A 26,519-nucleotide genomic window follows, 5' to 3' on the forward strand; every position below is an offset into this window, starting at 1 on the left:
GGGGCTGGGTAGGGCTAGTGGTCCCTGACGCCATGGCCCACGCCGCGGGTCGGGGTCGGGACGGGGACGGGCAGGAGTGTCCCCGCAGGACGAGCGGCCACCGCTGGGGACTTTCTCCGAACCGGTGAGGCCGCGAGCCGAGGAGACGCTCGTGCGCGGCACCGGCACGGCCGCGGCCCGCCACCCCGGGCCAGGGGCCATACCCCAGCCCCGCCGGCGTTTGAGGCGAAACGGCCGCGGCCGGCGCTACGCGTCGAGGCCGATCGCGAACGCCGCCTCCAGGTCGTGCTGGGAGTAGGTGCGGAACGCCACGTGGGTGTCCGTCGCCTCCACGCCAGGGATCTTGCTGATGCGGCCGGGGATGATGTCCGCGAGGTTCTCGTGGCGCGGCACCCGGACGAGCGCGATGAGGTCGTACGTACCCGTGACGGAGTAGACCTCGCTGACGTTCTCCAGCGCGGCGATCGACTCGGCGATCTCGGGGATGCGGTCCACGCTGGTCTTGATGAGCACGATCGCGGTGATCACGGCTGGCTGTCTCCCTCGGTGGCCGTCGCTGGTCGCCTCACTCTAGTCGTACGCCGATATCGGACCCACGCGTACAGGAACCCGCCCGAGAAGCCCACCACATGGGCCAGGTAGGCCACCCCCGGCCCGCTCCCGGCGCGGTGCGCCGCCAGCCACTGCAGGCCGAACCAGAACAGCAGCACGATCCAGGCCGGGAAGCGCAGCGGCACGAAGAACAGGAACGGGAAGAGGCTGGTCACCCGGGCCCTGGGGAAGAGGCACAGGAAGGCCCCCAGGACGGCCGAGATGGCCCCGGAGGCGCCGACCAGGGTCTGGTCCGAGGTGGCGTTGGCCGCCGCGTAGGCGGCCAGCGCGAGGTAGCCGGTGGTGACGTAGAAGACGAGGAACTGCGCGCGCCCCATCCGCTCCTCGGCCATCGCGCCGAATACGTAGAGGAAGAGGCAGTTCCCCAGCAGGTGCAGCCAGCCGCCGTGCACGAAGAGCGCCGTCAGCGGGGTGAGCAGGGCGCGGCGGCCGCCGCCGAGGAGTTCGTCCGGGACGACGCCCCAGTGCCGGAAGTACGCCGTGCCGGAGGCGACCAGCCGCTCGCCCGTGCCGTAGACCGGGTTGAGCCCGGAGGCCGGGCTCATGACGAAGACGACGGCGCAGGCCGCGATCAGCGCGTACGTCACCACCGGGCCGCGCGCGGCCTCGCGGACGGTCCGCCACCTTACGCTCATGGGACAGAGCATGGCGTAACCGGAGGGACCCGGGCAGCTCGCCCCGCCGCGTCCCGCGCAGCGGACGGCGCCCCGCGCGGAAGCGGCGTCAGGCCGTAGGGTTACGAGCTGCGGTCCCCGCCGAGAGGTGTGGACCGCTTTAATTGAAACAGCGACGAAGGAGTGAGCGGCCCGATGACGGTTCCCCTGCCGACCGAGACGACCCGGTGGCGCTGCACGCTGTGCGGCAACCTCACGCGGTTCGACGTCACGCGCTCGTCGAAGGTCGTGGAGTACGTCCACCTGGACCTCGCCGGGGAGCCCAAGGTCGAGGAGCGCGAGGTGGTCAATGAGACCATCGAGTCGGTCCGCTGCCGCTGGTGCAACGCGGTGGACCAGATCGAACTCGTGGACCGGCCGGGTGCGGACTCCTAGGGAGTCCGGGCCCGCGGTCAGGACGTAACGGTAGGGGTGACGGATCGTGGAGCCAGCAAGCGGCGCTGAGCCGGCCGACGCGGCCGGCGACGCCGCGGAGGTGCTCGACCGCCCGCTGCCCGAAGGCGTGCGGCGCCGGGTGGTCGCGCTGGTCTCGGACGCCTTCGGCGGCCTGACGGTCGCCGATCTTCCGGGCCAGTTGCGCCAGTACGCCCGGTTCACCCCCACCCGGCGGGCGAAGTTCGCGGGCAACGCCATGGCGGCCGCCGTGGAGACGGACGCCGTCTTCCGCGGCCGGGTCGCCGAGAAGCTGCGCGAGGCCCAGCCGGACCTGTCGGCCGCGCTGGAGTGCGGCGCGCCGCCCGCCGCCGCCGATCCCCTCGACGTGGCGGCCGCCGCGTACGTCCTGCGCCCCGCGGGCTGGGTCAAGCTCGTGGCCGCGGCCGGCGAGGAGGCGCAGCGCGCCGACGCCGAGCGGGTCGGCGAGGAGACCCAGCGCGAACTGGAGCGGCTGCGCGAGGAGCTGGCGCACCTGCGCGAGCAGCACCGCAACGGCGGCGAGCAGGTGCGCACGGAGCTGGAGGCGTCCCGCAAGGAAGCCGAATCGCTTCAGCGCAAGCTGCGCAGCGCGCTCAACGACGTCAAGCGGGGCGAGGCGGCCCTGCGCAAGGTGATGGCCGAGATCGACGGGATCCGCAGCGAGACCGGCGCCCGGGTGGTGGCCGCCGAGAGCGAGTCCCGGCGGCTGAAGTCGCGGCTGGCGGAGGTGGAGTCGGCGCTGGAGACCTCGCGCCGGGCCACCCGCGAGGGGCGCAGCATCGAGGACATGCGGCTGCGGCTGCTGCTGGACACGGTGCTCGAAGCGGCCCAGGGGCTGCGCCGGGAGCTGGCGCTGCCGCCGGTCTCGACGCGGCCCGCGGACACGGTCGAGGCGGTGGAGCCGGGCCGGATGACCCCGAAGGACATCGCGGCGCGGGCGCTGTCGGAGACGGATCCGGCGCTGCTGGACCAGCTGTTGGCGCTGCCTCAGGCCCATCTGGTGGTGGACGGCTACAACGTGACCAAGACCGGCTATCCGACGATGCCGCTGGAGAAGCAGCGGCTGCGGCTGCTGGGCGGGCTCTCGATGCTGGCCGCGCAGACGGGGGCGGAGATGACCTGCGTCTTCGACGGGGCCGAGCTGGCCGCGCCGGTGCTGCTGGCCCCGCCGCGCGGGGTGCGGGTGCTGTTCTCCAAGGCGGGCGTCACGGCGGACGAGTTGATCCGTCAGCTGGTGCGCGCGGAGCCGCCCGGGCGCCCGGTGGTCGTGGTCTCCACCGACCGCGAGGTGGCCGACGGGGTGGCCAAGGCGGGAGCGCGGCCGGTGACGTCCGCCTTGCTGCTGAAGCGGCTTTCGCGCGTTTCGTAACTCCTGGGCGGCATGGGGTATTTGCCGGGATTTTCGGAACGTACCGTCAAGTGACCGCTACGGCGCGTGGGGTGAAAGTAAAGAAGCTGGTCGGTGACCGATTTTTTTGCCGCCAGGATTTGAACTGATCACAGGAGGGTCACTAGGGTCGCCCCAAACCTTCGTGCGATGGATCACTCATTCGGGGTGCCGGCCGAAGGGGCTGCCGGGTGTGCGTGCTCCGGCGGCTCTAGGAAGAAGGAGCTCGCCCCCGTGGCGTCCCACCGTCGACCCAAGCAGCCGAGCCGCCTCCGCGTGACCGTCCTGACGGCCACCGCCGCCGCGGCCGTCGTCCTCTCCGCCAACGGCGCCTCCGCCGCTCCGCAGCCGAGCAAGGACGAGGCCAAGGCCAAGGTGGACGCGCTCTACGAGGAGTCCGAGCAGGCCGCCGAGAAGGCCAACGGCGCCAAGGAGCGCCAGGACAAGCTGGAGAAGGAGATCAGCCAGCTCCAGGACCAGGTCGCCAAGGGGCAGGACGAGCTCAACACCCTGCGCAGCGCCCTCGGTTCGATGGCGAGTGCCCAGTACCGCACCGGCGGCATCGACAACTCGCTGGCGCTCTTCCTCTCCGGCGACCCCGACAGCTACCTCGACAAGGCCTCCACCATGGAGCAGTTGAGCGGCAAGCAGGTCGAAGCGGTCCAGAAGATCCAGGCGAAGCAGCGCAGTCTCGCGCAGAAGCGCCAGGAGGCCTCGGGCAAGCTCGCCGACCTCGCGGCCACCCGCAAGGAACTGGACGAGAAGAAGAAGGCCGCCCAGGAGAAGCTGGCCGCGGCGCAGGCGGTCCTCAACTCCCTGAGCGCGGACGAGCGGGCGAAGCTCGGCGAGGACGAGAAGCGCGCCAGCCGCAGCGACGGCGACCGCGCGAACCTCGGCGGCGGCGCGAAGGGCTCCGGCCGCGCCGGACAGGCCCTCGAGTACGCCAAGACGCAGCTCGGCGACGCCTACCACATGGGTGACACGGGCCCCGACTCGTGGGACTGCTCCAGCCTGGTCCAGTGGGCCTACGGCCAGGCCGGCGTGGACCTCCCGCGCGTCACCTACGACCAGGCGAACGCGGGCCGGCACCTGAGCCTGAGCGAACTCCAGCCCGGCGACCTGATCCTGTTCTACGACGACCTGCACCACGTCGGCCTGTACGCGGGCAACGGGATGACGCTGCACGCCTCCAACCCGCGCGGCGGCGTCAAGTACGAGGCCGTCCGCAACATGCCCTTCCAGTTCGGCGTCCGCGTCGCGGGCTGATCCCGCCCCGGCCCCTCCCCGGGAGGGCCCTGCCCGCGGACGCGCCGCGGACCGCCCATCCGGGCGAATTACCAGGGCGCGCCGCGCCCCCTCGCCCCGCCGGTGACCTGGGTCTCCGGCGGGGCGTCACTGTGCGTGCCCGCCGCCGGTCGTTGGCCGGTGCGTGAGCGGGCCGCTACTGTCTGCCAGCGCGGAACCCGGCACACGGCCGCCCACGGGGGGCGGACCCGGGCCCCGCGCTAGCGGAAGGGAGCTGCTCGACGTGGCATCCCATCGCCGGCCCGCGCCTACGGCGCACGACCGGAACACCAGGGTCACCGTGCTGACCGCCGCCGCGGCCACCGCCGCGGTCGCCCTGACGGGCGGACCGGCCGGCGCGGCCCCCGCGGATCCGCCCGTCAGTACCCGGGCCCAGGTGGACCGGCTGTTCGAGGAGGCCGAGCAGGCCACCGAACGCTTCAACGCGGCCGGGGAGCGCAGCGCGAAGCTGCGCGCCGAAGTCCTGCGCGCCCAGGACGCCGTGGCCCGCGGCCAGGACCGGATCAACACCATGCGCGGGGTGCTCGGCAGCTTCGCCGGGGCCCAGTACAAGTCCGGCGGCCTCGACCCGGCCGTCGAGCTGATGCTCTCCGAGGACCCCGACGAGTACCTCGACAAGGCCAGCGCGCTGGACCGGCTGACCGACCGCCAGGCGCGGCAGCTCGACGAACTGCGCGAGGAGCAGCGCACGCTGGACCAGGAGCGCCGCGAGGCCTCCCGCAAGCTGGCCGAACTCGACGGGCTGCGCGCCGACACGGCCCGCCACAAGCGGTCCGTCACCGCCAAGCTCGCCGCCGCCCAGCGGCTGCTCAACGCCATGCCGTCGGAGGAACGGGCCTCCTTCGACCGGTCCTCGCGCTCCGCCGACCGGGCCGGCGCGCTGCCCGAACCGCCCGGCTCCGGCGGCGCCTCCTCCGGGCGCGCCGCGGCAGCCGTGCGGGCCGCCCGGGCCGCGATCGGGCGGCCGTACGTGTGGGGCGCCACCGGGCCGTCCGGGTTCGACTGCTCCGGGCTGATGGTCTGGTCCTACCGGCAGGCGGGCGTCTCCCTGCCGCGCACCTCGCAGGAGCAGCGCCACGCGGGGCGCCGGGTCTCCCTCTCCGAGGCCCGGCCGGGCGACCTGGTGACCTACCGCTCCGACGCCAGCCACGTCGGGATGTACGTCGGCAACGGCCAGGTGGTGCACGCCCCCTACCCGGGGGCCGCCGTGCGCTACGACCCGGTCGGGATGATGCCGGTGTCCTCGGTGACCCGCCCCTGACCGGTGTCCTCGGTGACCCGCCCCTGAGGAGGCCCGCCTCCGGGGGAGCCCGCCCCGTGATCGCGCGGCCGCCCTCCGCGCGTACGATCGCCGGATGGTCCGGGGTCCCCTGCGCGCGCTGCTCCCGCTGCTGGCCGTGCTGCTGGCCGGCGGGTCGGCCTGCGCCCGCCCGGCGGCTCCGCCCGACGGCGCCGAGCGGGCCGTGCGGGCGGCGGTGGCCGCCTGGTCGGCCCGGCCCCCCGCGGCGCTCGCCGCGGTCCCGCTGGAGGGCTGGACGTACGAGGTCACCTCGGTGCGCCGGGACGGCACCCGGGCCGATGTCCGCGCCGAACTGCGCTACCGGCTCACCGGCTACGACGCCGCTCCCACCGGTTCCGGCCGCGCCCTGACGCTGAGCGAGGACGGCGGCGGATGGCACGTCACCGGTGACCGGCCCGCGCCGGGCGCGCTGCCGCAGCTGTGGGACCAGGGCCCGGTCAGCGTGGTGCGCGGGGACCGCGCGCTGGTGCTGGGCGCCTCCGGGCGGTCCCGGGAGAGCCTGGAAGAGGTCGCGGTGGTGGCCGGACGGGCCGCGCCCGAGGTGAGCGACGCCTGGCCGCGGCCGTGGGCGGGCCGGGTGGTGGTCGTGGTCCCCGCGGGCCTGGACGCCATGGCGGCCCTGCTGGGGCGGCCCGCCGACTCCTACCGGGGGCTGGCGGCGGTGACCACCGGACTGGTCGGCGTCTCCCCGGCCCCGGCCGACCGGGTGGTGGTCAACCCGCAGGCGTACGAGGGCCTGAGCGAGCCGGGCCGCCAGGTGGTGCTCACCCACGAGAGCACCCACGTCGCCACCCGCTCCGCGACCACGGCCGCGACCCCGCTGTGGCTCTCCGAGGGCTTCGCGGACTGGGTGGCGTACCGCTCGACCGGGCGCACGCCGGCGGAGGCCGCCCCGGCCCTGCGCCGGGCCGTGGGCCGGGGTGAACTTCCGTCCGCGCTCCCCCCGAACGAGGCGTTCACCTTCGGGAGTGACGCGCAGGCGATGGCCCGCGCCTACGAGGGGGCCTGGCTGGCGTGCCGGCTGATCGCCGACCGCTGGGGCGAGGCGGCCCTGGTCAGGCTCTATGCCGACGCGGGCCGGAGCCCGCTGCCGACGGCCCTGCGCGACGCCCTGGACACCGACCTCTCCGCGCTCACCCGAACGTGGCAGTCGACCCTGCGGGAGGAGCTGCGGTGAGCGGTAGCCTCGCCGCACGATGCACAAGACGCTGATCGTGACCAACGATTTCCCGCCACGTCCGGGCGGCATCCAGGCCTTCCTCCACAACATGGCACTGCGCCTGGACCCCGGCCGGGTGGTCGTCTACGCCTCCACCTGGAAGCGGGGCGCGGAGGCCGCCGCGGCCACCGCCGCCTTCGACGCGGCGCAGCCCTTCCCCGTCGTCCGGGACCCGGCGACGATGCTGCTCCCCACCCCCCGCGTGACCCACCGGGCCACCGCCCTGCTGCGCGAACACGGCTGCGAGGCCGTCTGGTTCGGCGCCGCCGCCCCGCTCGCCCTGATGGGGCCCGCGCTGCGCCGGGCGGGCGCCCGGCGGGTGGTGGCGACCACGCACGGACACGAGGCGGGCTGGGCTCAGCTGCCCGGCGCCCGCGGCCTGCTGCACCGGATCGGCGAGGGCGTGGACACGGTCACCTACCTCGGCGAGTACACCCGCTCGCGGATCGCGGGCGCGCTCGGCGAGGAGGCCGCGGCGCGGATGGCGTGGCTGCCGCCCGGGGTCGACGAAAAGACCTTCCACCCCGGGTCGGGCGGCGACCTCATCCGGGCCCGGCTCGGGCTGGCGGACCGGCCGGTGGTGGTGTGCGTGTCCCGGCTGGTGCCGCGCAAGGGCCAGGACACCCTGATCCGGGCGCTGCCGCTGATCCGTGCGGAGGTGCCGGGCGCGGTGCTGCTGATCGTGGGCGGCGGGCCGTACGAGGGCGCGCTGCGGGCGCTGGCCGCCTCCACCGGGGTCGTGGACGCGGTGCGCTTCACCGGCGCCCTGCCGTGGGGGGAGCTGCCCGCGCACTTCGGGGCGGGCGACGTCTTCGCGATGCCGTGCCGGACCCGGCGGGGCGGGCTGGACGTGGAGGGCCTCGGGATCGTCTACCTGGAGGCGTCGGCGACCGGCCTGCCGGTGGTCGCGGGGGACTCCGGGGGCGCGCCGGACGCGGTGCTGGACGGGGAGACGGGCTGGGTGGTCCGGGGCGGCTCGGTGAGCGACACGGCGGACCGGATCGTCACCCTGCTCCTCGATCCGGCGCTGGCCCGGGCGATGGGGGAGCGGGGCCGGGCCTGGGTGGAGGAGCGGTGGCGCTGGGACCTGCTGGCGGAGCGGCTGCGCGGGTTGCTGTGACAGCCATTGCCCGGGGAGGGGCCGTTCCTGAAGGGCGCGGAACCGAAGATGATCACTCCTGGCCATGTCTGACTGTTACTCAGATATCTGTCAATACGGCATCTGGGTGGACGTTACGATTCCGCCCATGATGCGAGCATGACACCCCAACTGACGCGCCGTCACCTCCTGGGACTCGGCGCCCTCCAGAGCGCGGCCGCCCTCGGATTCACCCGGATCGGACCGTCCGCCGCGGCCGCCGTCGAGCCCGCCGCCGCGCAGTACGCCCCCGCCATCGTCGTCGGATCCGGCTACGGCTCCGCCGTCGCCGCGCTGCGCCTCGGGCAGGCGGGCGTACGGACCGTCGTCCTCGAAATGGGGCGGCTCTGGGACACCCCCGGCTCCGACGGGAAGGTGTTCCCCTCCACCTCCGCCCCCGACCAGCGCTCCATGTGGTACCGCACGCGCACCGAGGCCCCGCTCGCCCAGTTCCTCTGGCTCGACGTGGTCAACCGCGACATCAGCCCCTACCCCGGCGTCCTCGACCGGGTGAACTACGGCGACATGTCCGTCTACGTCGGCCGCGGCGTCGGCGGCGGCTCCCTCGTCAACGGCGGCATGGCGCCCACCCCCAAGCGCGCGTACTTCACCGAGGTGCTGCCCCGGGTCGACGCCGACGAGATGTACGGGACCTACTTCCCGCGGGCCCGGCAGATGCTCGGTGTCAACGACATCGACCCCTCCTGGTTCGAGTCCACCGAGTGGTACCGCTTCGCCCGGATCTCCCGCAAACACGCCCGGAACACCGGCCTGAAGACCACCTTCGTGCCCAACGTCTACGACTTCGCGTACATGCAGCGCGAGGCGGCCGGCACCGCCACGAAGTCCGCGCTCGCGGGCGAGGTCATCTACGGCAACAACCACGGCAAGAAGAGCGTCGACAAGACCTACCTCGCCGCCGCCCTCGGCACCGGCAACGTCACCATCGAGACCATGCAGCGCGTGGTCGCGGTACGCCAGGACCCGGCCGGGGGATACGTCCTCACCGTCCGGACCAGCGACCTGACCGGGCGGGTCACCCGGACCCGCGAACTGGGCTGCGGGCAGTTGTTCCTGGGCGCGGGCAGCCTCGGCACCACCGAGATCCTGCTGCGCGCCCGCGAGACCGGGGCGCTGCCCGGGCTCAGCGAGGAGGTCGGGCGCGGCTGGGGCCACAACGGCAACGTGATGACTGCCCGGGCCAACCACCTGTGGGACACGGTCGGCGCCCACCAGGCGACCATGCCCGCCCTCGGCATCGACGACTGGGACAACCCCTCGAACCCCGTCTTCGCCGAGATCGCGCCGCTGCCGATGGGGTTCGAGCACTGGATCTCGATGTACCTGGCGATCACCAGGAACCCGGAGCGCGGCCACTTCACCTACGACGCGGCCACCGATTCGGCGCGGCTCCGGTGGACCCGGGACCAGAACACCCCGTCCGTGGACGCCGCGAGGCGCCTGTTCGACCGGATCAACCGGGCCAACGCGACGATCTACCGCTACGACCTGTTCGGCGGCAACCGGAACTTCGCGGACAACTTCACCTACCACCCGCTGGGCGGTTGCGTGCTGGGCGCCGCCACCGACGACTACGGCCGGGCCAGGGGCTACCGGGGCCTGTACGTCGTCGACGGCTCGCTCGTCCCGGGCTCCCTCGGGGTCAACCCGTTCGTCACCATCACCGCGCTCGCCGAGCGGAACATGGCGCGGATCCTCGCCGAGGACCCGCGCTAGGGGGTGTCTGATGGATCTCCGTGGCGTCGCGACGCCCGGCACGCGCTCTCGCCGCACCGGCCGAAAGCCCAAGTACGTCCAGTACGCGAGCTTCCGGCCGGCACACCGAGAGCACGCACCGGACGCCACTCCTTACCCACGGAGATCCATCAGACACCCCCTAGCCCCGCCCGGCCGGGCGGACGTGGGGCTCAGCCGCGGTAGAGGGCCTCGACCTCGTCCGCGTAGTCCTTCGCCACCACATGGCGCTTCAGCTTCAGCGACGGCGTCAGGTGGCCCGACTCCTCCGTGAACTGGGAGGGCAGAATGCGGAATTTCCGCACCGATTCCGCCTTGGAGACCGCCGCGTTGCCGTCGTCGATCGCCTGCTGGACGGCGGCGTTGAGGTCCGCGTCCTCGCGCAGCGACGCCGCGGTCGAACCCGCGGGCTTGCCGTTCTCCGCCGCCCACCGGCCGAGGAACTCCTCGTCGATGGTCACCAGCGCGGCCACGAACGGCCTCGCGTCACCGACCACCATGCATTCGGCGACCAGCGCGTGGGCGCGGATCCGGTCCTCGATCACCGCGGGAGCGACGTTCTTGCCGCCCGCGGTGACGATGAGTTCCTTCTTGCGCCCGGTGATCGTGAGGTAGCCGTCCTCGTCGAGGGTGCCGACGTCGCCCGTACGGAACCAGCCGTCGGCCAGGGCCTCGGCGGTGGCCGTCTCGTTCTTCCAGTACTCCCTGAAGACGTGCTCGCCGTGCAGCAGCACCTCGCCGTCGTCCGCGATGCGCACGACCGACCCCGGGAGCGGCTGGCCGACCGTACCGATCTTCGTCCGGTCCCACGGGTTGAAGGCGGTCGCCGCGCAGGACTCGGTCAGGCCGTAGCCCTCCAGCACGGTGAAGCCGATGCCGCGGAAGAAGTGGCCGAGCCGCTCGCCGAGCGGGGCGCCGCCGGAGATCGCGTACTCGCCGCGTCCGCCGAGGACCGTGTGCAGCTTGGAGTAGACCAGCTTCGTGAACAGCTTGTGCTTGAGCCGGAGCCCGAAGGACGGGCCGCCCGGGGCGTCCAGCGCGCGGCTGTAGGCGATCGCGGTCTCGGCCGCGGCGTCGAAGATCCGGCCCTTGCCCTCGGCCTGGGCCTTGGCGCGCGCCGAGTTGTAGACCTTCTCGAAGACGCGCGGCACACCGAGGATGAGGGTGGGCTTGAAGGACTGGAGTTCGTCGGTCAGGTTCTTGATGTCGGGCACGCAGCCGAGCCGGATGGGGGCCAGTACCGCCGCCACCTCGACCAGGCGCCCGAAGACGTGGGCGGCCGGGAGGAAGAGCAGGACCGAGCACTCGCCGGTGCGGAAGAGCGGGCTGAGGCGCTCCACCACGTTGCCGCACTCGGCGAAGAAGTTGCGGTGGGTCAGCACGCAGCCCTTGGGGCGGCCGGTGGTGCCCGAGGTGTAAACGATGGTGGCCGGGTCGTCGGCGTTGGCGAGGCCGCTGCGCTCGTCGACCTCCGCGTCGGTGACCGAGGCGCCCGCGGCGCGCAGGGACTCCAGCGCGCCCGCTTCGATCTCCCAGACCTCGCGCAGCTCGGGGAGCCGGTCGCGCAGGGAGGCCACGGTCGCGCTGTGCCCGGGGCTCTCGACGATCACGGCGGCCGCGCCGGAGTCGCCGAGGATCCACTGGATCTGCTCGGCCGAGCTGGTCTCGTACACGGGGACGGTGACGGCGCCCGCGCTCCAGATCGCGAAGTCGATCAGGACCCACTCGTAGCGGGTCCGCGACACCAGGGCGACGCGGTCGCCGGGCCGCACGCCCGCCGCGATCAGGCCCTTGGCCGTGGCGCGGACCTCCGCCAGGAACTCGGTCGCGGTGACGTCCTGCCAGGCGCCGGCGACCTTGCGCGCCATGACGGCGGTGGCCGGATGCTGAGCGGCGTTGCGGCGGATGAGATCCGTCAGGTTCCCGTCCGACGGGACCTCGTACAGGGCCGGAAGGCTGAACTCGCGCAAGACTGCTGCTCCTCTGGGCGCCATCGCCACGATGTGGACCGACCGGACGTTACCCACGAGTAGTGGGTTCCCGATAGAGGGAACCGGCCAGATGTTCCGTGCGTCACACGACGCCGCCGTACCCACCCGAGCGTAGTCGACCCCCTTCGGGACCCGGAAGTAACCGCAGGTCCGGGCAGCTGTACGAGATCCGCCCCACCCCGGCGGCGGCCCGCCCCCGCGCACCCCTAGGGTGGCTGCATGGGTGGTGTGAAAAGCGGCAACGAACGCATGGCGGGCACGGGGACCAAGAGCGGCACGCGGGTCCACGTCGTCAGCGACGTCCACGGCAACGCCGAGGCGCTGGCCCGGGCCGGGGAGGGCGCGGACGCGCTGATCTGCCTGGGCGACCTGGTCCTCTTCCTGGACTACGCCGACCATTCGCGCGGCATCTTCCCGGACCTCTTCGGCGTCGAGAACGCCGACCGGATCGTCGCCCTGCGCACCGAGCGGCGCTTCGAGGAGGCCCGCGCGCTGGGCCGCGAGCTGTGGGCGGGCCTGGACCGCGAGCAGGTCATCGAGGGCGCGGTGCGCCGGCAGTACGAGGAGATGTTCGCCGCCTTCCCCACCCCCACCTACGCCACCTACGGCAACGTCGACATCCCCTCCCTCTGGCCGCAGTACGCCCGCCCCGGCACCACCGTCCTCGACGGCGAGCGCGTGGAGATCGGCGGCCGGGTCTTCGGCTTCGTCGGCGGCGGCCTGCCCTCGCCGATGCGCACCCCGTACGAGGTGGACCCGCAGGAGTACGCCGCCAAGATCGAGGCGCTCGGGGAGGTCGACGTCCTGTGCTCGCACATCCCGCCCGAGGTCCCCGAGCTCTGCTACGACACCGTGGCCCGCCGCTTCGAACGCGGCAGCGCCGCCCTGCTCGACGCCATCCGCCGGACCCGGCCCCGGTACGCCCTCTTCGGACACGTGCACCAGCCGCTGGCCCGCCGGATGCGGATCGGCGCCACCGAGTGCGTGAACGTGGGGCACTTCGCGTCGACCGGAAGGCCCTGGGCCCTGGAGTGGTGAGCCCCGCCCGCGCGGTAGCCTTCACGCGGCGGCCGCAGGCCGCGACACTTCCCGCACGTCCCCAGCTGCCGCTGGGAGGTGCCACCAGCCCGGAGGAGCGACCGCGATGGCGGAACACACCAGCTCGAGCATCACGATCGACGCGGCGCCGGCGGACGTCATGGCCGTGATCGCCGACTTCGGGCGCTACCCCGAGTGGACCGGCGAGGTGAAGGAGGCCGAGGTGCTGGCCTCCGACGCCGCGGGCCGCGCCGAGAAGGTGCGCCTGCTGCTCGACGCCGGGGCGATCAAGGACGACCACACGCTCAACTACACCTGGAAGGGCGCGGACGAGGTCAGCTGGACCCTCGACAAGTCGCAGATGCTGCGCCAGCTCGACGGTTCCTACCGGCTCGCCCCGCTCGACGGCGGCAAGCGCACCGAGGTCACCTACCAGCTGACCGTGGACGTCAAGATCCCGATGCTCGGCATGATCAAGCGCAAGGCGGAGAAGGTCATCATCGACCGCGCGCTGGCCGGCCTGAAGAAGCGCGTCGAGGCCGTCTAGAACCGGTCGCGGCCCGCCGCCCCTCGCGCATCGCGCACCCGCCGAACCCGCAGTACCCGACCCGGAGCCGTCGCACGTGCACACCTTGCTGATCACCGGCCCCGGCGGGGCGGGCCGCACCACCGTCGCCGCCGCCACCGCCCTCGCGGCGGCCCGGCGCGGACGCCGGGTGCTGGTCCTCTCCGGCGACCCCGGTGACCCGCTGGGCACCCTGCTGGGCCCGGCCCTCGGGGCGGCGGCCAGGGTGGCGCCCGGACTCACGGCGGTACCCGTCGCGGCCGACGGCCTCTGGGCCGCCCGGATCGACTCGGCCGACGAGTTCCGCGCCGAGCTGGTCACCCTCCAGGAACGCGGCGCCACCGTCCTCGGCATGCTCGGCGCACGGCCCCTGGGCGCCGAGGAACTCACCGAACTCCCCGGCGCCGAACAGTTCGCCCTGCTGCGCGCCCTGCGCCGGGCCGCCGGCGCCGCCCGCGCCGGAACCTTCGACCTGGTGGTGGTCGACATGCCGCCCTTCCACCAGGCCGTCGCCACCCTCGCGCTCCCGGCCCAGCTGCGCCGCTACCTGGCCCGGCTGCTGCCCGCCCAGCGGCAGGCCGCCCGCGCGCTGCGGCCCGTACTGGCCCAGCTGGCGGGCGTCCCCATGCCCGCGCAGTGGCTGTACGAGGCGGCCGCGCGCTGGGACGAGGAACTGGCCGCCGTCCAGGCCGTCGTGGAGGCGGACACCACCTCCGTACGGGTGGTCGCCGAGCCGGGACCGGGCGCCGACGGCGCGCTGCGGCTCGGGATGCTCGGACTGGCCCTGCACGAGCTGCCCGTCGGGGCCGTCGTGGCCAACCGGCTGGTGCCCAGCAGCTCCGCGGACCCCTGGCTGGCCGGACTGGCCGCGCAGCAGGAGAAGTACGCCGCCGCCTGGTCCGGGGCCCACCCCGGCGCGGCCCGGCTCGCCCTGGACCACCTGGGCGCGGACCCGCGCGGTCCGGGGGACCTGGCCGCGCTCGACCCGCGGGACGAGCTGGCGGACGTACCCGCCGGGCCGCGCCGCGCCTGGGCGGTCGAGGACCGCCTCGCCGAGGACGGGGTGCTCGTCTGGGCGGCCGCGCTCCCCGGCGCGGTCAAGGAGGACCTGGACCTGGTCCGGCGCGGGGACGAGCTGCTGCTGACGGCCGGCCCGTTCCGCAGGATCGTTTCGCTGCCCTCCGCGCTGCGCCGCTGCACCGTCTCCGGCGCGGGCCTGCACGAGGGGACGCTGCGCATCCGCTTCACCCCGGACCCGGGCCAGTGGCCGGTCGCACCCTGAACGCTGTGCCGCCGTTCGGGTAACGTCGAGGGTGTTCCCACCGCCCCGCAGCCTGCCCAGGAGAGTCCGCCATGAGCGAGGCAACCGACCGTCCCGCAGACGACGACGCCTGGGCCAGGGCGTGCGCCGAGGACCTGGCCGCCGAGCGGGAACGGCGCCGGTCCCGCCAGGGCCCGCAGGGCGGGGGCCCCGCCGACCCGGGGAGCCCGGCCGAGGAACTCTTCAAGCTCTTCGAAGCCGTCGCCGACAAGGTCGCGGGCCTCAACAACCCGCTGATCGGCATGGCCGCGCAGGGCGCCGCCCGCCAGTTCGTCAGCCAGGCCAAGAGCGCCGTCAAGCCCGTGATCGAGCGCAACCCCGAGGTTTTCGACCACCTCGCCGCCGCCGGATCCGAGCTGCTCGCCGCCTACCGCTCGGCCGTCGAGGGCCACGAGCGCCGCTGGACCCGGGACGAGCCCTCGCCCCGCACGGCCCCCGGCGCGGGCGCCCGCGGGCAGGGCGCGGGCGACGGCACGGGGGAGCGTACGACGGACGGCAAGGCCGGCGACGACGGATCCGGCCCCGCCGAGCGCATCGATCTCGACTGATTCCCGTCCAGCCCTCGGGTACCGTGGGCCCCGGCGGGGTTTGACCGGAAACCGAGGGACTAATGGGACTCACCATCGGCGTCGACATCGGCGGCACGAAGATCGCGGCCGGCGTGGTCGACGAAGAGGGCACCATCCTTGAGACGTACAAGGTGCCCACCCCGCCGACCGCGGACGGCGTGACCGACGCGATCTGCGCCGCAGTGTCCGAAGTCGGCAGCAGCCACACCATCGACGCCGTCGGCATCGGCGCCGCCGGGTACGTCGACGACAAGCGCGCGACGGTGCTCTTCGCACCCAACATCGACTGGCGGCACGAGCCGCTCAAGGACAAGGTCGAGCAGCGCATCGGCCTGCCGGTCGTCGTCGAGAACGACGCGAACTGCGCGGCCTGGGGCGAGTACCGCTTCGGCGCCGGCCAGGGCCACGACGACGTCATCTGCATCACCCTCGGCACCGGCCTGGGCGGCGGCATCATCATCGGCAACAAGCTGCGCCGCGGACGGTTCGGCGTCGCCGCCGAATTCGGGCACATCCGGGTCGTCCCCGACGGCCTGCTGTGCGGCTGCGGCAGCCAGGGCTGCTGGGAGCAGTACGCCTCCGGGCGCGCGCTCGTCCGGTACGCACGGCAGCGGGCCAACGCCACCCCCGAGAACGCGACGACGCTGCTCGCGCTCGGCGACGGCACGCCCGAGGGCATCGAGGGCAAGCACATCAGCGAGGCCGCGCGCGCGGGCGACCTGGTGGCGGTCGACGCCTTCCGCGAGCTGGCCCGCTGGGCGGGCGCCGGTCTGGCCGATCTGGCCTCGCTCTTCGACCCGTCGGCGTTCATCGTCGGCGGCGGGGTCTCGGACGAGGGCGACCTCGTCCTCGACCCGATCCGCAAGTCCTTCAAGCGCTGGCTGGTCGGCGGCGCCTGGCGGCCGCACGCGCAGGTCCTCGCCGCCCAGCTCGGCGGCAAGGCCGGGCTCGTCGGCGCGGCCGACCTGGCCCGCCAGGGCTGAGTTCGCTCCTCTCGCAATCTGCCCGTCGCGCCCCCTGGGGGAGCGGCGGGCAGCTGCATAGGTTGGTCCGTATGGACCTGCCCGTGGACATGGCCGTGGACGTGCCTCCGCTGCCCGCATCGCTCACCGAGCCCGACGGTTCCGCCGTGATCCGGGTGCTCGGCTACAACGTGCGCTCCTTGCGCGACGACGAGGAAGCGCTGGTCCGGGTCATCCGGGCGTGCGCCCCCGACCTGGTCTTCATCCAGGAAGCGCCGCGGTTCTTCCGCTGGCGCAAACACGCGGCGCGCCTCGCGTCGAAGACGGACCTGGTGGTGCTGAGCGGGGGTGCGACGGCTGCCGGGCCGCTGCTGCTGTGCTCGCTGAGGGCCTCCGTGGAACGGACCGAGGACGTGCTGCTGCCGCTCGCCCCCGGGGAGCACCGGCGCGGCTTCGCGACGGCCGTGGTCCGGATCGGGGGCGTCCGGGTGGGCGTCCTCAGCGCGCACCTGTCCCTGCGGGCGGCGGAGCGGTACGAGCAGGCGGGCCTGCTGCTGGAGCGGCTGGCCGGGATGGACGTCCCGTACGTCGTGGCGGCCGGGGACATCAACGAGCGGCCGGAGGGGCCGGCCTTCCGGCGGCTCGCGGCGGAGCTGCAGGACTGCTGGGCGGTGGCGCCGTGGGGCGGGGAGCACACGTGGGTGCGGACGGATCCGGCGCGGCGGATCGATGCCGTGTTCGCTTCGCGGGGGGTGGAGGTGCTGGGCTGCGGTGTCCCCGTGGGACTGCCGGGGGTCTCGGTCGCGGACCTGCGTGCCGCGACCGACCACTACCCGGTCCTGGCCGCCCTCCGCCTCCCGGCGAGCTAGCCGCCCCGCCCGTGGGGCCCCCGCCGGGCGTCGCCTCCGGCGGGGTGCCCTCAATCGCCGGGCAGGCTGGATGTGGTCCGCCCGTACCGTGTGGCCTCCGGTGGGTGTCGCCTCCGGCGGGGTGCCCTCAATCGCCGGGCGGGCTTGAGGTGGCTGGGCCTGGGGGCTGCCGCGGGGGCGGACCGGGAGGAGGGGTGTCGGGGTTGTGCCGCGTACTGCTGGGCCGGGCAGAACCAGCCCGCCCGGCGTTTGAGGGCCCCCGCCGGAGGCGGCGACGGGCCGGGGATGGCATCCGACCGGTGTCACACCAGCCCGCCCGGCGTTTGAGGGCAGCAGTTCAGCCTGCCCGGCGTTTGAGGGCCCTCGCCGGAGGCGGCGACGGGCCGGGGCGGCAGCCGACCGGTGTCACACCAGCCCGCCCGGCGATTGAGGGCAGGGGGCGGGGTCAGACCACCGCGCCGCGGCCCGGGTGGTCGTCCTCGTCGTCGTCACCGCTCGCCATACGCGCCACCAGCGTCGCGAACCCGCCCAGGAAGCCGCCGATGCCCAGCGTCGTGAGCCACCAGGTCATCTCCCACTGGAGCAGCACCGCCACCAGCAGCAGCAGCGGCCCGCCCACCACCGCCAGCCAGGCGAAACGGGACGTCGGGTCGCCCGACGGAAGCGGCGGGGGCTCCGGCGGCACGAAGTGCCCCTCGTCCGCCCCGTCACCCGCGTCCGCGGAGCCCGCCGACGCCTCCGGCAGGGAGTGGTCCCGCGGACCGACCCCCACGCCCGGGGCGAACACCACGGAACTCCCCAGCACCGGCGGCCCCGCCGGCCCGGCGTCCGCAACCGGTTCGGGACCCGCCGACTTCGGATCCGCCGGCTTCGGCGGAGCCACCGGCTCCGCCGCCACGTCGTCCTCCGGCAGCATCAGGTTCTCGATCGGTCTGAAGGGCCGCGACCCCGGCGGGTCCGGCGGTTCCTGCCCGTATCCGGCGACGATCGCCGCCCACGCCGCCTCCTCGTCCAGCGGCGGTACGCCGCCCGACGACTCCTCGTGCTCAGCCACCGCTGGCCGCCCCCTCCCTGCCGATGCTCTGCGCGAGCCGCCCGATGAACGCGTAGCTGTCCGCGAAGATCCGCTCCGCGTCATGGTCCAACGTCGCGACGTGGTAGCTCTGTTCCAGCAGGGTCTCGGTGACGTCGGTGGAGGACACCCGGGCCAGGATCCGCGCCGAGTCCGCGGGCGGGACGACGTGGTCCTGCGGGCTGTGCAGGAGCAGCAGCGGCTGCGTCACCTGGGGCAGTTCGGTGTCCACGAGCCGGAAGAACCGGCGCAACGAGTGCGCCGCCCGGGTCGGGACGCGGTCGTAGCCGACCTCCCGCGAACCCTCCTTGGCGATGTCGCTCGCGATGCCCGGCGTGGAGCGGACGAAGTGCTGGGCGACGGGCAGCGCGAAGGCCAGCGGGTCGTGCACCTTGTTGGCCGGGTTGACGAGGACCAGGCCGCTGATCGCGTCCCCGTGCTTCGCGGCGAGGCGCAGCGAGAGCGCGCCGCCCATCGACAGCCCGAAGACGAAGACCTGTTCGCACCGCTCCAGCAGCTCCCGCAGCGCCCGGTCGACCTCGGCGTACCAGTCCTGCCAGCCGGTGAGCTGCATGTCCTGCCACCGGGTGCCGTGCCCGGGGAGCAGCGGCAGCGACACCGTCAGCCCGCGCTCGGCCAGGTAGTCGGCCCAGGGGCGCAGCGACTGCGGAGAACCGGTGAAGCCGTGGCAGAGGAGGACACCGACCTCTCCGCCCTCGTGGCGGAACGGCTCGGCTCCAGGGAGGACGGGCACCTGATTCTCCTTGATCATCACGTTCTGGGGGCGGGTGCGCTGTGTGACTTCACCGTACGCGACCGCGCTGACACCGACCAGGGTCGTCGGGCCGTCACAAGGGCGGTCACGGGTTAAGGTCTGTTCGACAGACAAAGGAAGGCTTTCGAGTTGATCTACGGCGCAATGAAGTTCTCCATCGGCGGCTCCCTGAAGCTCGCCTTCAGGCCCTGGGTGGAGGGCCTCGAGAACATTCCCGCCGAGGGGCCGGCGATCCTCGCGAGCAACCATCTCTCCTTCTCGGACTCCTTCTTCCTGCCCGCGGTGCTGGACCGGAAGGTCACCTTCATCGCCAAGGCGGAGTACTTCACGTCGCCGGGCGTCAAGGGCAAGCTGACGGCCGCCTTCTTCAAGGGCGTCGGCCAGCTCCCGGTGGACCGATCCGGCGCGCGCGGCGCGGGCGAGGCCGCGATCAAGAGCGGCATCGACGTCATCGAGCGCGGTGAGCTGTTCGGCATCTACCCCGAGGGGACCCGTTCGCCCGACGGCCGCCTGTACCGCGGCAAGCCCGGCGGGCTGGCCCGGGTGGCGCTGGCCACCGGAGCCCCCGTGATCCCCGTGGCGATGATCGACACGGAGAAGATCCAGCCTCCCGGCAAGGTGATGCCGAAGCTGATGCGCCCGGGCATCCGGATCGGCAAGCCGCTCGACTTCAGCCGCTACCACGGCATGGACGGCGACCGCTTCATCCTGCGCTCGGTGACCGACGAGGTCATGTACGAGATCATGAAGCTCTCCGGCCAGGAGTACGTCGACATCTACGCGACCGCCGCCAAGCGGCAGATCGCCGACGCCGAGAAGGCCGCCAAGGCCGACCAGGCGGCGGAGGCCAAGGCGAGGGAAGCCCTGGCGAAGGAAGCCCAGGACAAGGAAGCCCAGGACAAGGAAGCCCGGGACAAGGACGCGGGCACCGGGCCGAAGTAGGGCGCGGTGCGGGACGTGAGCGGTGCGGGGCGGGCGGGTCCGGGCGGGTTCCGGCGGGGCCGCCGCCCGTAAGGGGTGGGGGAGATGGCCAAGCGCGAGCGCGTCGTGCGCATGTCGGTGGAGCTGCCGCTGTGGCGGGCGCTGACCGCCTACCGGCTGCTCACCGCGGTCTACGCGGTGCTGCTCTTCGGCTTCGCCCACCGCGAGTTCGACCGCCCCTGGGTCGCCGGCTGCTACCTCGGCCTCCTCGTGCTGTGGACCCTGGCCACCTTCTCCCGGGTGGCCAACGCGGCCCGGTGCACCAAGGTGTTCCTCGGCTGCGACCTGGCGGTCGCGGTCCTCGGCATCCTGCTGACCCCGCTCGCCGACACCCAGGCGCGGATCGCCGGCGGCGGTCCGACCCTGCCGTCGATCTGGACCGCGGGCGCCGTCCTGGCCTTCGCGATCAAGGGCGGCTGGCGCTGGGCCGGCTTCGCCTCCACCGTCGTCGCCGTCGCCAACATCGTGATCCAGCGCGGCGAACCGACCCGGGACACCCTGCACAACGTGCTGCTGGTCTGGGTCGCCTCCATAGCCATCGGGTACGTCGTCGAGGTCGCCCGGGCCAGTGAGGCGACGCTCGCCCGCGCCCTGGAGATCGAGGCCGCCACCCGCGAACGCGAGCGCCTCGCCCGCGACATCCACGACGGGGTCCTCCAGGTCCTCGCCATGGTCCAGCGGCGCGGCGCGGAGGTCGGCGGTGAGGCCGCCGAGCTGGGCCGGATGGCCGGCGAGCAGGAGGTGGCGCTGCGCACCCTGGTCTCCAGCGGGCTCGTGCCCCCCTCCCGGGTCTCCCGCGACGAGTCGCGGGGCGCCTTCGTGGACTGCGTCGACGTGGAGGAACCGGGCGCTGACGACGGGGAGCTGGACCTGCGGTCCCTGCTGGCCCCGCACGCCGGGTCGCGGGTGAGCTTCGCGGAACCGGGCGCCCCGGTCCCGCTCCCGGCGCCCTCCGCGCGGGAGCTGGCCGCCGCGGTCGGCGCCGCCCTCGACAACGTGCGCCGCCACGCGGGCGAGGGGGCCCGGGCCTGGATCCTGGTCGAGGACTGGGGCGACGAGGTGATCGTCACCGTCCGGGACGACGGGCCGGGCATCGCGGCGGGCCGCCTGGACCAGGCCGCGGGCGAAGGCCGCCTCGGCGTGGCCCAGTCGATCCGCGGGCGGCTGCGGGACCTGGGCGGCACCGCCGAGCTGGTCTCCGTACCGGGCCAGGGCACCGAAGTGGAACTGAAAGTACCGAGGGGGAGGACGGGTTCCTGATGAACACCGGACACGAAGGACACACGGGTCACGCAGGACGACGCGACGGATCCGGCTCCGGCGGCCGGGCGGGCGCGGCCGACATCAAGGTGATGGTCGTCGACGACCACCCGATGTGGCGCGACGCCGTCGCCCGCGACCTCGCCGCCGCGGGCTTCGACGTGGTCGCCACGGCGGGCGACGGACCCGAAGCGGTCCGCCGGGCGCGCGCCGCCGCGCCCCAGGTCCTGGTCCTCGACCTCAACCTGCCCGGCATGCCCGGCGTGCAGGTCTGCAAGGAACTGGTCGGCGCCGATCCCGCCCTACGGGTGCTCGTCCTGTCGGCCAGCGGCGAGCACGCCGACGTACTGGAGGCGGTCAAGTCCGGCGCCACGGGCTACCTGCTGAAGTCGGCGGGCGCCGGTGAGCTCATCGAGGCCGTGCACCGCACCGCGGTCGGCGACCCGGTCTTCACCCCGGGCCTGGCCGGTCTGGTCCTCGGCGAGTACCGCCGCCTGGCCGGCGACCCCGCCCCGGCCGCCGCCGACGAGCGCAAGGCGCCGCAGCTGACCGACCGGGAGACCGAGGTGCTGCGGCTGGTGGCCAAGGGCCTGTCGTACAAGCAGATCGCGGAGCGCCTGGTCATCTCCCACCGCACGGTGCAGAACCACGTCCAGAACACCCTGGGCAAGCTCCAGTTGCACAACCGGGTGGAGCTGGTCCGGTACGCGATCGAGCGGGGCCTCGACGACGCGTAGCACCGCGCGGCGGAAGCGTGCGACCGGGTGGGAACCGCGTGTAATCGTACGAATTCCCGTACGAGTGAACGTGAGTGCGCAGCCGCCCTTGAATCCTCTGGAAACGACCCTCCGCGCCCGGGTCGGGTGACCTGCGTCACCACTAGCGTGGCCGCCGTGCGGGCTCAGCGGGCCCCTTGGCGAAGGGAAGATTCCATGAAGGTCGGAGTGCTGACCGGCGGCGGCGACTGCCCCGGGCTCAACGCGGTCATCCGTGCGGCGGTGCGCAAGGGCGTCCAGGAGTACGCGTACGACTTCATCGGGTTCAAGGACGGCTGGCGCGGCGCGGTCGAGGGCGCCACCGTGCCGCTCGGCATCCCGGAGGTCCGCGGCATCCTGCCCCGCGGCGGCACGGTCCTCGGCTCCTCGCGCACCAACCCGTTCACCGTGGAGCACGGGGTGCGCCGGATCAAGGAGAACCTCGGCAAGTACGAGGTCGACGCGCTGATCGCGATCGGCGGCGAGGACACCCTCGGGGTCGCGGCGAAGCTGTTCGAGGACTACGGCATCCCCTGCGTCGGCGTCCCGAAGACCATCGACAACGACCTGTCGGGGACCGACTACACCTTCGGCTTCGACACGGCCGTCGGCATCGCCACCGAGGCCATCGACCGGCTGCACACCACCGCCGAATCGCACATGCGGGTCCTGGTCGTCGAGGTCATGGGCCGGCACGCGGGCTGGATCGCCCTGCACTCGGGGCTGGCGGGCGGCGCCAACGTCATCCTCATCCCAGAGCAGCGCTTCGACGTCGACCAGGTCTGCGCGTGGGTGACCTCCCGCTTCAGGGCGAGCTACGCGCCGATCGTGGTCGTCGCCGAGGGCGCCATGCCCAAGGACGGCCAGATGGTGCTGAAAGACGCCACGAAGGACTCCTTCGGGCACGTCCGGCTCTCGGGCGTCGGGGAGTGGCTGGCGCTGGAGATCGAGGCGCGGACCGGCAAGGAGGCGCGGACGACCGTACTGGGCCACGTGCAGCGCGGCGGCACGCCGAGCGCCTTCGACCGCTGGCTCGCCACCCGCTTCGGCCTGCACGCGATCGACGCGGTGCGGGAGCGGGACTTCGGGAAGATGGTCGCCCTCCAGGGGACGGACATCGTCCGGGTGCCGATCGCCGAGGCGACGGCGAAGCTGAAGACGGTGGATCCCGCGCTGTACGCGGAGGCCGGGGTCTTCTTCGGCTGAGCGGGGGGCCGACGGCCGGTGACCGGCGGCCGAAGGCCGGGGGGCGCGCCGTGACCCCGGGTCGTATCGTGGCGGAAGGTGTGCGTCCGCCACGTGGGCGACCCGTGGTCCGGCCGGTCCTACGGACAGGAGCAAGCGTGGAGATCCTGGCGTTCGGTGTGACGGCCGACGAAAAACCGCTGCTGGAGCGGGCCTTCGCGGGACAGCACGAGGCGCGCTGCCTGGACGTCTTCCTGAGCGAGGACACCGCGCCGATCGCGGCGGGCTACGAGATCGTCTCCTCCAGCGTGAACGCCGACCTGAACGGGCGGGTGCTGCGGACCTTGGCAGCGGGCGGGACGCGGATGATCGCGCAGCGTTCGACCGGCTTCAACAACATCGACCTGGAGGTCGCGGGCCGCCTCGGCATGACGGTCGGCCGCGTCTCGTACTACTCGCCCTACTCGGTCGCCGAATTCGCCTGGACGCTCGCGATGGCGGTCAACCGGCGGATCGTGCGGGCCTCCAACCGCACCCGCGACTTCGATTTCCGGCTGAACGGCCTGATGGGCCGGGACCTGCACGGCCGCACCGTGGGCGTGCTGGGCACCGGCAAGATCGGCGAGGCGTTCACCAGGATCGCCCACGGGTTCGGGATGAACCTGCTGGGCTGGGACGTCGCGCAGAACCCGGCGTGCGTGGAGCTGGGCATGAAGTACGTCGAGAAGGACGAGCTCCTGGCGGCGGCGGACCTGGTCAGCCTGCACGTGCCGCTGCTGGACTCCACGCACCACATCATCGACGCGGCGGCGCTGCGGACGATGAAGGACGACGCGGTGCTCGTGAACACCAGCCGGGGCGGCCTGGTCGACACCGACGCGCTCGTCGGCGAGCTGCGCGCCGGACGGTTCTCGGGCGTGGGGCTGGACGTGTACGAGGCGGAGGCCGGGGTGTTCTTCCTGGACAAGTCGCTGGACGCGGTCGAGGACGACACCTTGGCGCGGCTGGTGACCTTCCCGCACGTGGTGGTCACCTCGCACCAGGCGTACTACACGCGGGACGCGGTCGAGCAGATCATCGCCACGACGGTCGCCAACGTGAGCGACTACCTGGCGGGCCGCCGCTCGCAGAACACCCTGGTCCCGCCCGCCTGACCGTCCCCCGAGCGGCTGCCCGGGGGGACGGTGGGCCGGCCGGGCGGTCAGGACCCGGCGGGCACCGGCCGCATGGCCGCCAGCAGGTCGCGGACCAGGTCGGCGCCGCGCAGGGTCAGCACCGACTCCGGGTGGAACTGGACGCCGGCGAAGGCGCCCGCCGCGCCCGTCGCCCCCGCGCCCGGAGCCGAACGCAGGGCGTGGACCTCGTACGTCGCCGGGTCCCGGGAGACCTCCACGCCCGCGGCGGCCAGCCGGGCCGCAGCGGCGTCGTCGCAGCGCGCGGTGTAGGTGTTGTAGAAGCCCACCACCTCGCGGGCGCCGAAGAGGCCGACCGCGCTCTGCGCCCCCTGGGCGGGCTCGGCCTTGCGGACCAGTGGGAGGCCCAGTTCGGCGGCCAGCAGCTCGTGGCCCAGGCAGACGCCCAGGATCCCGTCCCGGTGTGTGGCCAGCAGGTCGCGGGCCAGTGCGCGCAGCCGCCGCATCCGGGGGTCGGCGGCGTCCGCCGGGTCGCCCGGGCCGGGGCCGAGCACGACCGGGCCCGTCCACGCGAGGGCGGCGGCGCGCAGCCCCGGATCGTCGTGGCGCCGTACGGTCACCTCCAGCCCGCCCACCCGCAGCACGTGCGCCAGCATCGCCGTGAAGGTGTCCTCCGCGTCGACGACCAGCGCGTGCCCCGCGGCCCGCTCGGGCCGGTCCTGCATCCGCAGCCAGAAGGGGGCCAGGTCCCGGCGGCGCGCGGCCAGGGCGGCCCGTACCCGGGGGTCCTCGCCGAGCCGCGCCGAGCCGGCCGCGGGCCGGGGCGCCGCCGGGCGCACCCCGAGGGCCGCCAGCACCCCGGCGGCCTTGGCGTGCGTCTCGGCGACCTCCGCCGCCGGGTCGGAGTGGCGCACCAGCGTCGCGCCGACCGGGACGCGCAGCGTGCCGTCGGCGCAGATGTCGGCGGTGCGGATCAGGATGGGGGAGTCCAGGGTCTGGCCGCCCTCGGCGTCCCGGCCGAGCAGGGCGAGCGCGCCCGCGTAGTAGCCGCGGCCACCGGACTCGTACCGCTCGATGACCCGGCAGGCGTTCTGCACCGGGGAGCCGGTGACGGTCGCCGCGAACATCGTCTCGCGCAGCACCTCCCGCACGTCCAGGGTGGAGCGGCCGCGCAGCTCGTACTCGGTGTGCGCGAGGTGGGACATCTCCTTGAGCCGCGGTCCGACGACGATCCCGCCCCGGTCGGCGACCGTGCACATCATCTTCAGTTCCTCGTCGACGACCATCGACAGTTCCTCGGTCTCCTTGCGGTCGCCGAGGAAGGCGAGGAGGGAGTCAGCCGTGGGGCCCCCGGCGGGGTAGCGGTAGGTGCCGCTGATCGGGTTCATCACCACCGTGCCGCCGGTCATGCGGACGTGGACCTCGGGGCTCGCCCCGACCAGGGTGCGCCCGCCCGTCGCCCGCCGCCGCCCTTCCGGGGAAGGCCCTTCGGGCCCTTCTTCGTTCCCGGTGTGCACGACGTACGTCCAGTACGCGCCGCGCTCGGCCACCAGCAGCCGCCGGAACAGCGCCAGCGCGTCTGCCCGGCCGAAGCCCGGGACGCTGCCCTCGTAGGTGCGCCGGATGACGAAGTTCGCCCCCTCGCCGCGGCCGATCTCGTCCCGGACGACCCGCTCGACGGTCGCCGCGTACCGCTCGTCGGGGACGTCGAAGCCCCCGCCCTCGACCCGCACCTCGTGGTCCGGGAGCGCCGCGAGGACCGCGTCGAGCGGCAGGGCGTAGGCGTGCTCGGCGGCCAGCACGCTCAGCGGGGTCCCGTCGTCGCGGACGTCGAAGCCGCGCTCGCGGATCTGCCGGAACGGCACCAGGGCGAGCGTGGGCAGGTCCCCGACCGGCAGGTCGGCGAGGCGCTCCGCCGTGTGCACCGGGCCGGTCAGCACCTCGACGGCGTCGTGGTCCAGGCCGGGGGTGCGCCGGCGCAGCAGCGCGAAGGGCGGCCCCGAGGGGTCGGCCAGCGAGGCGAGCAGGGCGGCGACGTCCGGGGAGCCGGTCAGGGGGTCCGTGTGCCTCATGGGATGGGCGGTCCTTCCAGTGGGTGCGTGGAGAGGAGCGGCCCGGAAAACACCGAAGGCCGCCCCCGGGGGCGGCCTTCGCGTCTGTTCGGTGGGTACGCGATGTCAGTGGGCCGCCAACGGAGCGGTCCACCACCAGTTCTGGTTCGAGTGCGCGTACATGCGGG

24 protein-coding genes are annotated in these 26,519 nt (G+C 73.7%); 18 read left to right on the forward strand and 6 right to left on the reverse strand.

What is annotated here, in order from left to right; genetic code table 11:
* Nucleotides 1-246 precede the first annotated feature (246 nt).
* The gene (locus AC0693_RS08660; protein ID WP_351040466.1) at nt 247-528 is read right to left on the reverse strand and encodes an Lrp/AsnC family transcriptional regulator; all 282 of its coding nucleotides are present in this window, start codon (nt 526-528) and stop codon (nt 247-249) included.
* Complete coding sequence (locus AC0693_RS08665; protein WP_469336569.1) at nt 525-1,259, reverse strand: rhomboid family intramembrane serine protease; 735 nt, start codon at nt 1,257-1,259, stop codon at nt 525-527. The genes AC0693_RS08660 and AC0693_RS08665 overlap by 4 nt, the downstream gene beginning before the upstream one ends.
* Before the next feature lie 162 nt (nt 1,260-1,421).
* On the opposite strand from AC0693_RS08665, the gene AC0693_RS08670 reads away from it, so the two are divergent.
* From AC0693_RS08670 to AC0693_RS08700, 7 genes are all read left to right on the forward strand, one after another.
* On the forward strand, nt 1,422-1,661 hold the full coding sequence (locus AC0693_RS08670; RefSeq protein ID WP_356409713.1) for a hypothetical protein: 240 nt from the start codon (nt 1,422-1,424) through the stop codon (nt 1,659-1,661).
* A 43-nt stretch (nt 1,662-1,704) separates the two neighbouring features.
* Nucleotides 1,705-3,069: an NYN domain-containing protein gene (locus AC0693_RS08675; protein ID WP_356409786.1), complete on the forward strand. Its 1,365-nt coding sequence runs from the start codon at nt 1,705-1,707 to the stop codon at nt 3,067-3,069.
* A 252-nt stretch (nt 3,070-3,321) separates the two neighbouring features.
* On the forward strand, nt 3,322-4,353 hold the full coding sequence (locus tag AC0693_RS08680; RefSeq protein ID WP_469336571.1) for a C40 family peptidase: 1,032 nt from the start codon (nt 3,322-3,324) through the stop codon (nt 4,351-4,353).
* A 262-nt stretch (nt 4,354-4,615) separates the two neighbouring features.
* On the forward strand, nt 4,616-5,653 hold the full coding sequence (locus AC0693_RS08685; RefSeq protein WP_356409718.1) for a C40 family peptidase: 1,038 nt from the start codon (nt 4,616-4,618) through the stop codon (nt 5,651-5,653).
* Between the two features lie 94 nt (nt 5,654-5,747).
* Complete coding sequence (locus AC0693_RS08690; RefSeq protein WP_478801296.1) at nt 5,748-6,869, forward strand: hypothetical protein; 1,122 nt, start codon at nt 5,748-5,750, stop codon at nt 6,867-6,869.
* 19 nt (nt 6,870-6,888) lie between these two features.
* Nucleotides 6,889-8,031: a glycosyltransferase family 4 protein gene (locus AC0693_RS08695; RefSeq protein WP_469319219.1), complete on the forward strand. Its 1,143-nt coding sequence runs from the start codon at nt 6,889-6,891 to the stop codon at nt 8,029-8,031.
* Between the two features lie 138 nt (nt 8,032-8,169).
* Nucleotides 8,170-9,786, forward strand: coding sequence for a GMC oxidoreductase (locus AC0693_RS08700; RefSeq protein WP_478801297.1), 1,617 nt, complete (start codon nt 8,170-8,172; stop codon nt 9,784-9,786).
* A gap of 191 nt (nt 9,787-9,977) precedes the next feature.
* Here AC0693_RS08700 and AC0693_RS08705 read toward each other — a convergent pair whose 3' ends face one another.
* Nucleotides 9,978-11,774 (reverse strand): AMP-dependent synthetase/ligase, encoded by a 1,797-nt coding sequence (locus AC0693_RS08705; RefSeq protein ID WP_356409730.1) that lies wholly within the window; start codon nt 11,772-11,774, stop codon nt 9,978-9,980.
* Between the two features lie 270 nt (nt 11,775-12,044).
* Between AC0693_RS08705 and AC0693_RS08710 the strand changes: the two genes are divergently transcribed.
* The 6 genes from AC0693_RS08710 to AC0693_RS08735 all read left to right on the forward strand — a co-directional run bounded on the left by AC0693_RS08710 (nt 12,045) and on the right by AC0693_RS08735 (nt 17,119).
* Nucleotides 12,045-12,833, forward strand: coding sequence for a metallophosphoesterase family protein (locus AC0693_RS08710; RefSeq protein WP_478801370.1), 789 nt, complete (start codon nt 12,045-12,047; stop codon nt 12,831-12,833).
* 106 nt (nt 12,834-12,939) lie between these two features.
* A complete protein-coding gene (locus tag AC0693_RS08715; protein ID WP_356409735.1) occupies nt 12,940-13,380 on the forward strand; it encodes an SRPBCC family protein in 441 nt (146 codons plus the stop codon).
* Between the two features lie 76 nt (nt 13,381-13,456).
* The gene (locus AC0693_RS08720) at nt 13,457-14,680 is read left to right on the forward strand and encodes an ArsA family ATPase (RefSeq protein WP_478801298.1); all 1,224 of its coding nucleotides are present in this window, start codon (nt 13,457-13,459) and stop codon (nt 14,678-14,680) included.
* A 71-nt stretch (nt 14,681-14,751) separates the two neighbouring features.
* On the forward strand, nt 14,752-15,267 hold the full coding sequence (locus AC0693_RS08725) for a DUF5304 domain-containing protein (RefSeq protein WP_478801299.1): 516 nt from the start codon (nt 14,752-14,754) through the stop codon (nt 15,265-15,267).
* A gap of 62 nt (nt 15,268-15,329) precedes the next feature.
* Entirely contained in the window at nt 15,330-16,271 is a 942-nt protein-coding gene (locus AC0693_RS08730; protein WP_356409743.1) for an ROK family glucokinase, read from the forward strand.
* 71 nt (nt 16,272-16,342) lie between these two features.
* Nucleotides 16,343-17,119 (forward strand): endonuclease/exonuclease/phosphatase family protein, encoded by a 777-nt coding sequence (locus AC0693_RS08735; RefSeq protein WP_356409745.1) that lies wholly within the window; start codon nt 16,343-16,345, stop codon nt 17,117-17,119.
* A gap of 445 nt (nt 17,120-17,564) precedes the next feature.
* On the opposite strand, the gene AC0693_RS08740 is transcribed toward AC0693_RS08735, so the two are convergent.
* Both AC0693_RS08740 and AC0693_RS08745 read right to left on the reverse strand, forming a co-directional pair.
* Nucleotides 17,565-18,173: a hypothetical protein gene (locus AC0693_RS08740; protein WP_478801300.1), complete on the reverse strand. Its 609-nt coding sequence runs from the start codon at nt 18,171-18,173 to the stop codon at nt 17,565-17,567.
* Nucleotides 18,166-18,945, reverse strand: a complete 780-nt coding sequence (locus AC0693_RS08745; RefSeq protein ID WP_356409750.1) for an alpha/beta hydrolase — start codon at nt 18,943-18,945, stop codon at nt 18,166-18,168. Before AC0693_RS08745 ends, AC0693_RS08740 begins: the two co-directional genes overlap by 8 nt.
* 165 nt (nt 18,946-19,110) lie before the next feature.
* Here AC0693_RS08745 and AC0693_RS08750 point away from each other — a divergent pair, with 165 nt between their 5' ends.
* From AC0693_RS08750 to AC0693_RS08770, 5 genes are all read left to right on the forward strand, one after another.
* Nucleotides 19,111-19,908, forward strand: coding sequence for a lysophospholipid acyltransferase family protein (locus tag AC0693_RS08750; RefSeq protein WP_478741474.1), 798 nt, complete (start codon nt 19,111-19,113; stop codon nt 19,906-19,908).
* An 84-nt stretch (nt 19,909-19,992) separates the two neighbouring features.
* Complete coding sequence (gene macS, locus AC0693_RS08755; protein WP_478801301.1) at nt 19,993-21,207, forward strand: MacS family sensor histidine kinase; 1,215 nt, start codon at nt 19,993-19,995, stop codon at nt 21,205-21,207.
* A 92-nt stretch (nt 21,208-21,299) separates the two neighbouring features.
* Nucleotides 21,300-21,944, forward strand: coding sequence for a response regulator transcription factor (locus AC0693_RS08760; protein ID WP_356409792.1), 645 nt, complete (start codon nt 21,300-21,302; stop codon nt 21,942-21,944).
* A gap of 195 nt (nt 21,945-22,139) precedes the next feature.
* A complete protein-coding gene (locus tag AC0693_RS08765) occupies nt 22,140-23,168 on the forward strand; it encodes a 6-phosphofructokinase (RefSeq protein ID WP_478741443.1) in 1,029 nt (342 codons plus the stop codon).
* A gap of 137 nt (nt 23,169-23,305) precedes the next feature.
* On the forward strand, nt 23,306-24,301 hold the full coding sequence (locus AC0693_RS08770; protein WP_478801302.1) for a 2-hydroxyacid dehydrogenase: 996 nt from the start codon (nt 23,306-23,308) through the stop codon (nt 24,299-24,301).
* Between the two features lie 47 nt (nt 24,302-24,348).
* On the opposite strand, the gene AC0693_RS08775 is transcribed toward AC0693_RS08770, so the two are convergent.
* Nucleotides 24,349-26,352: a chorismate-binding protein gene (locus AC0693_RS08775; RefSeq protein ID WP_478801303.1), complete on the reverse strand. Its 2,004-nt coding sequence runs from the start codon at nt 26,350-26,352 to the stop codon at nt 24,349-24,351.
* Nucleotides 26,353-26,519 lie beyond the last annotated feature (167 nt).

The organism is Streptomyces sp. NPDC043876 (genome assembly GCF_056435825.1).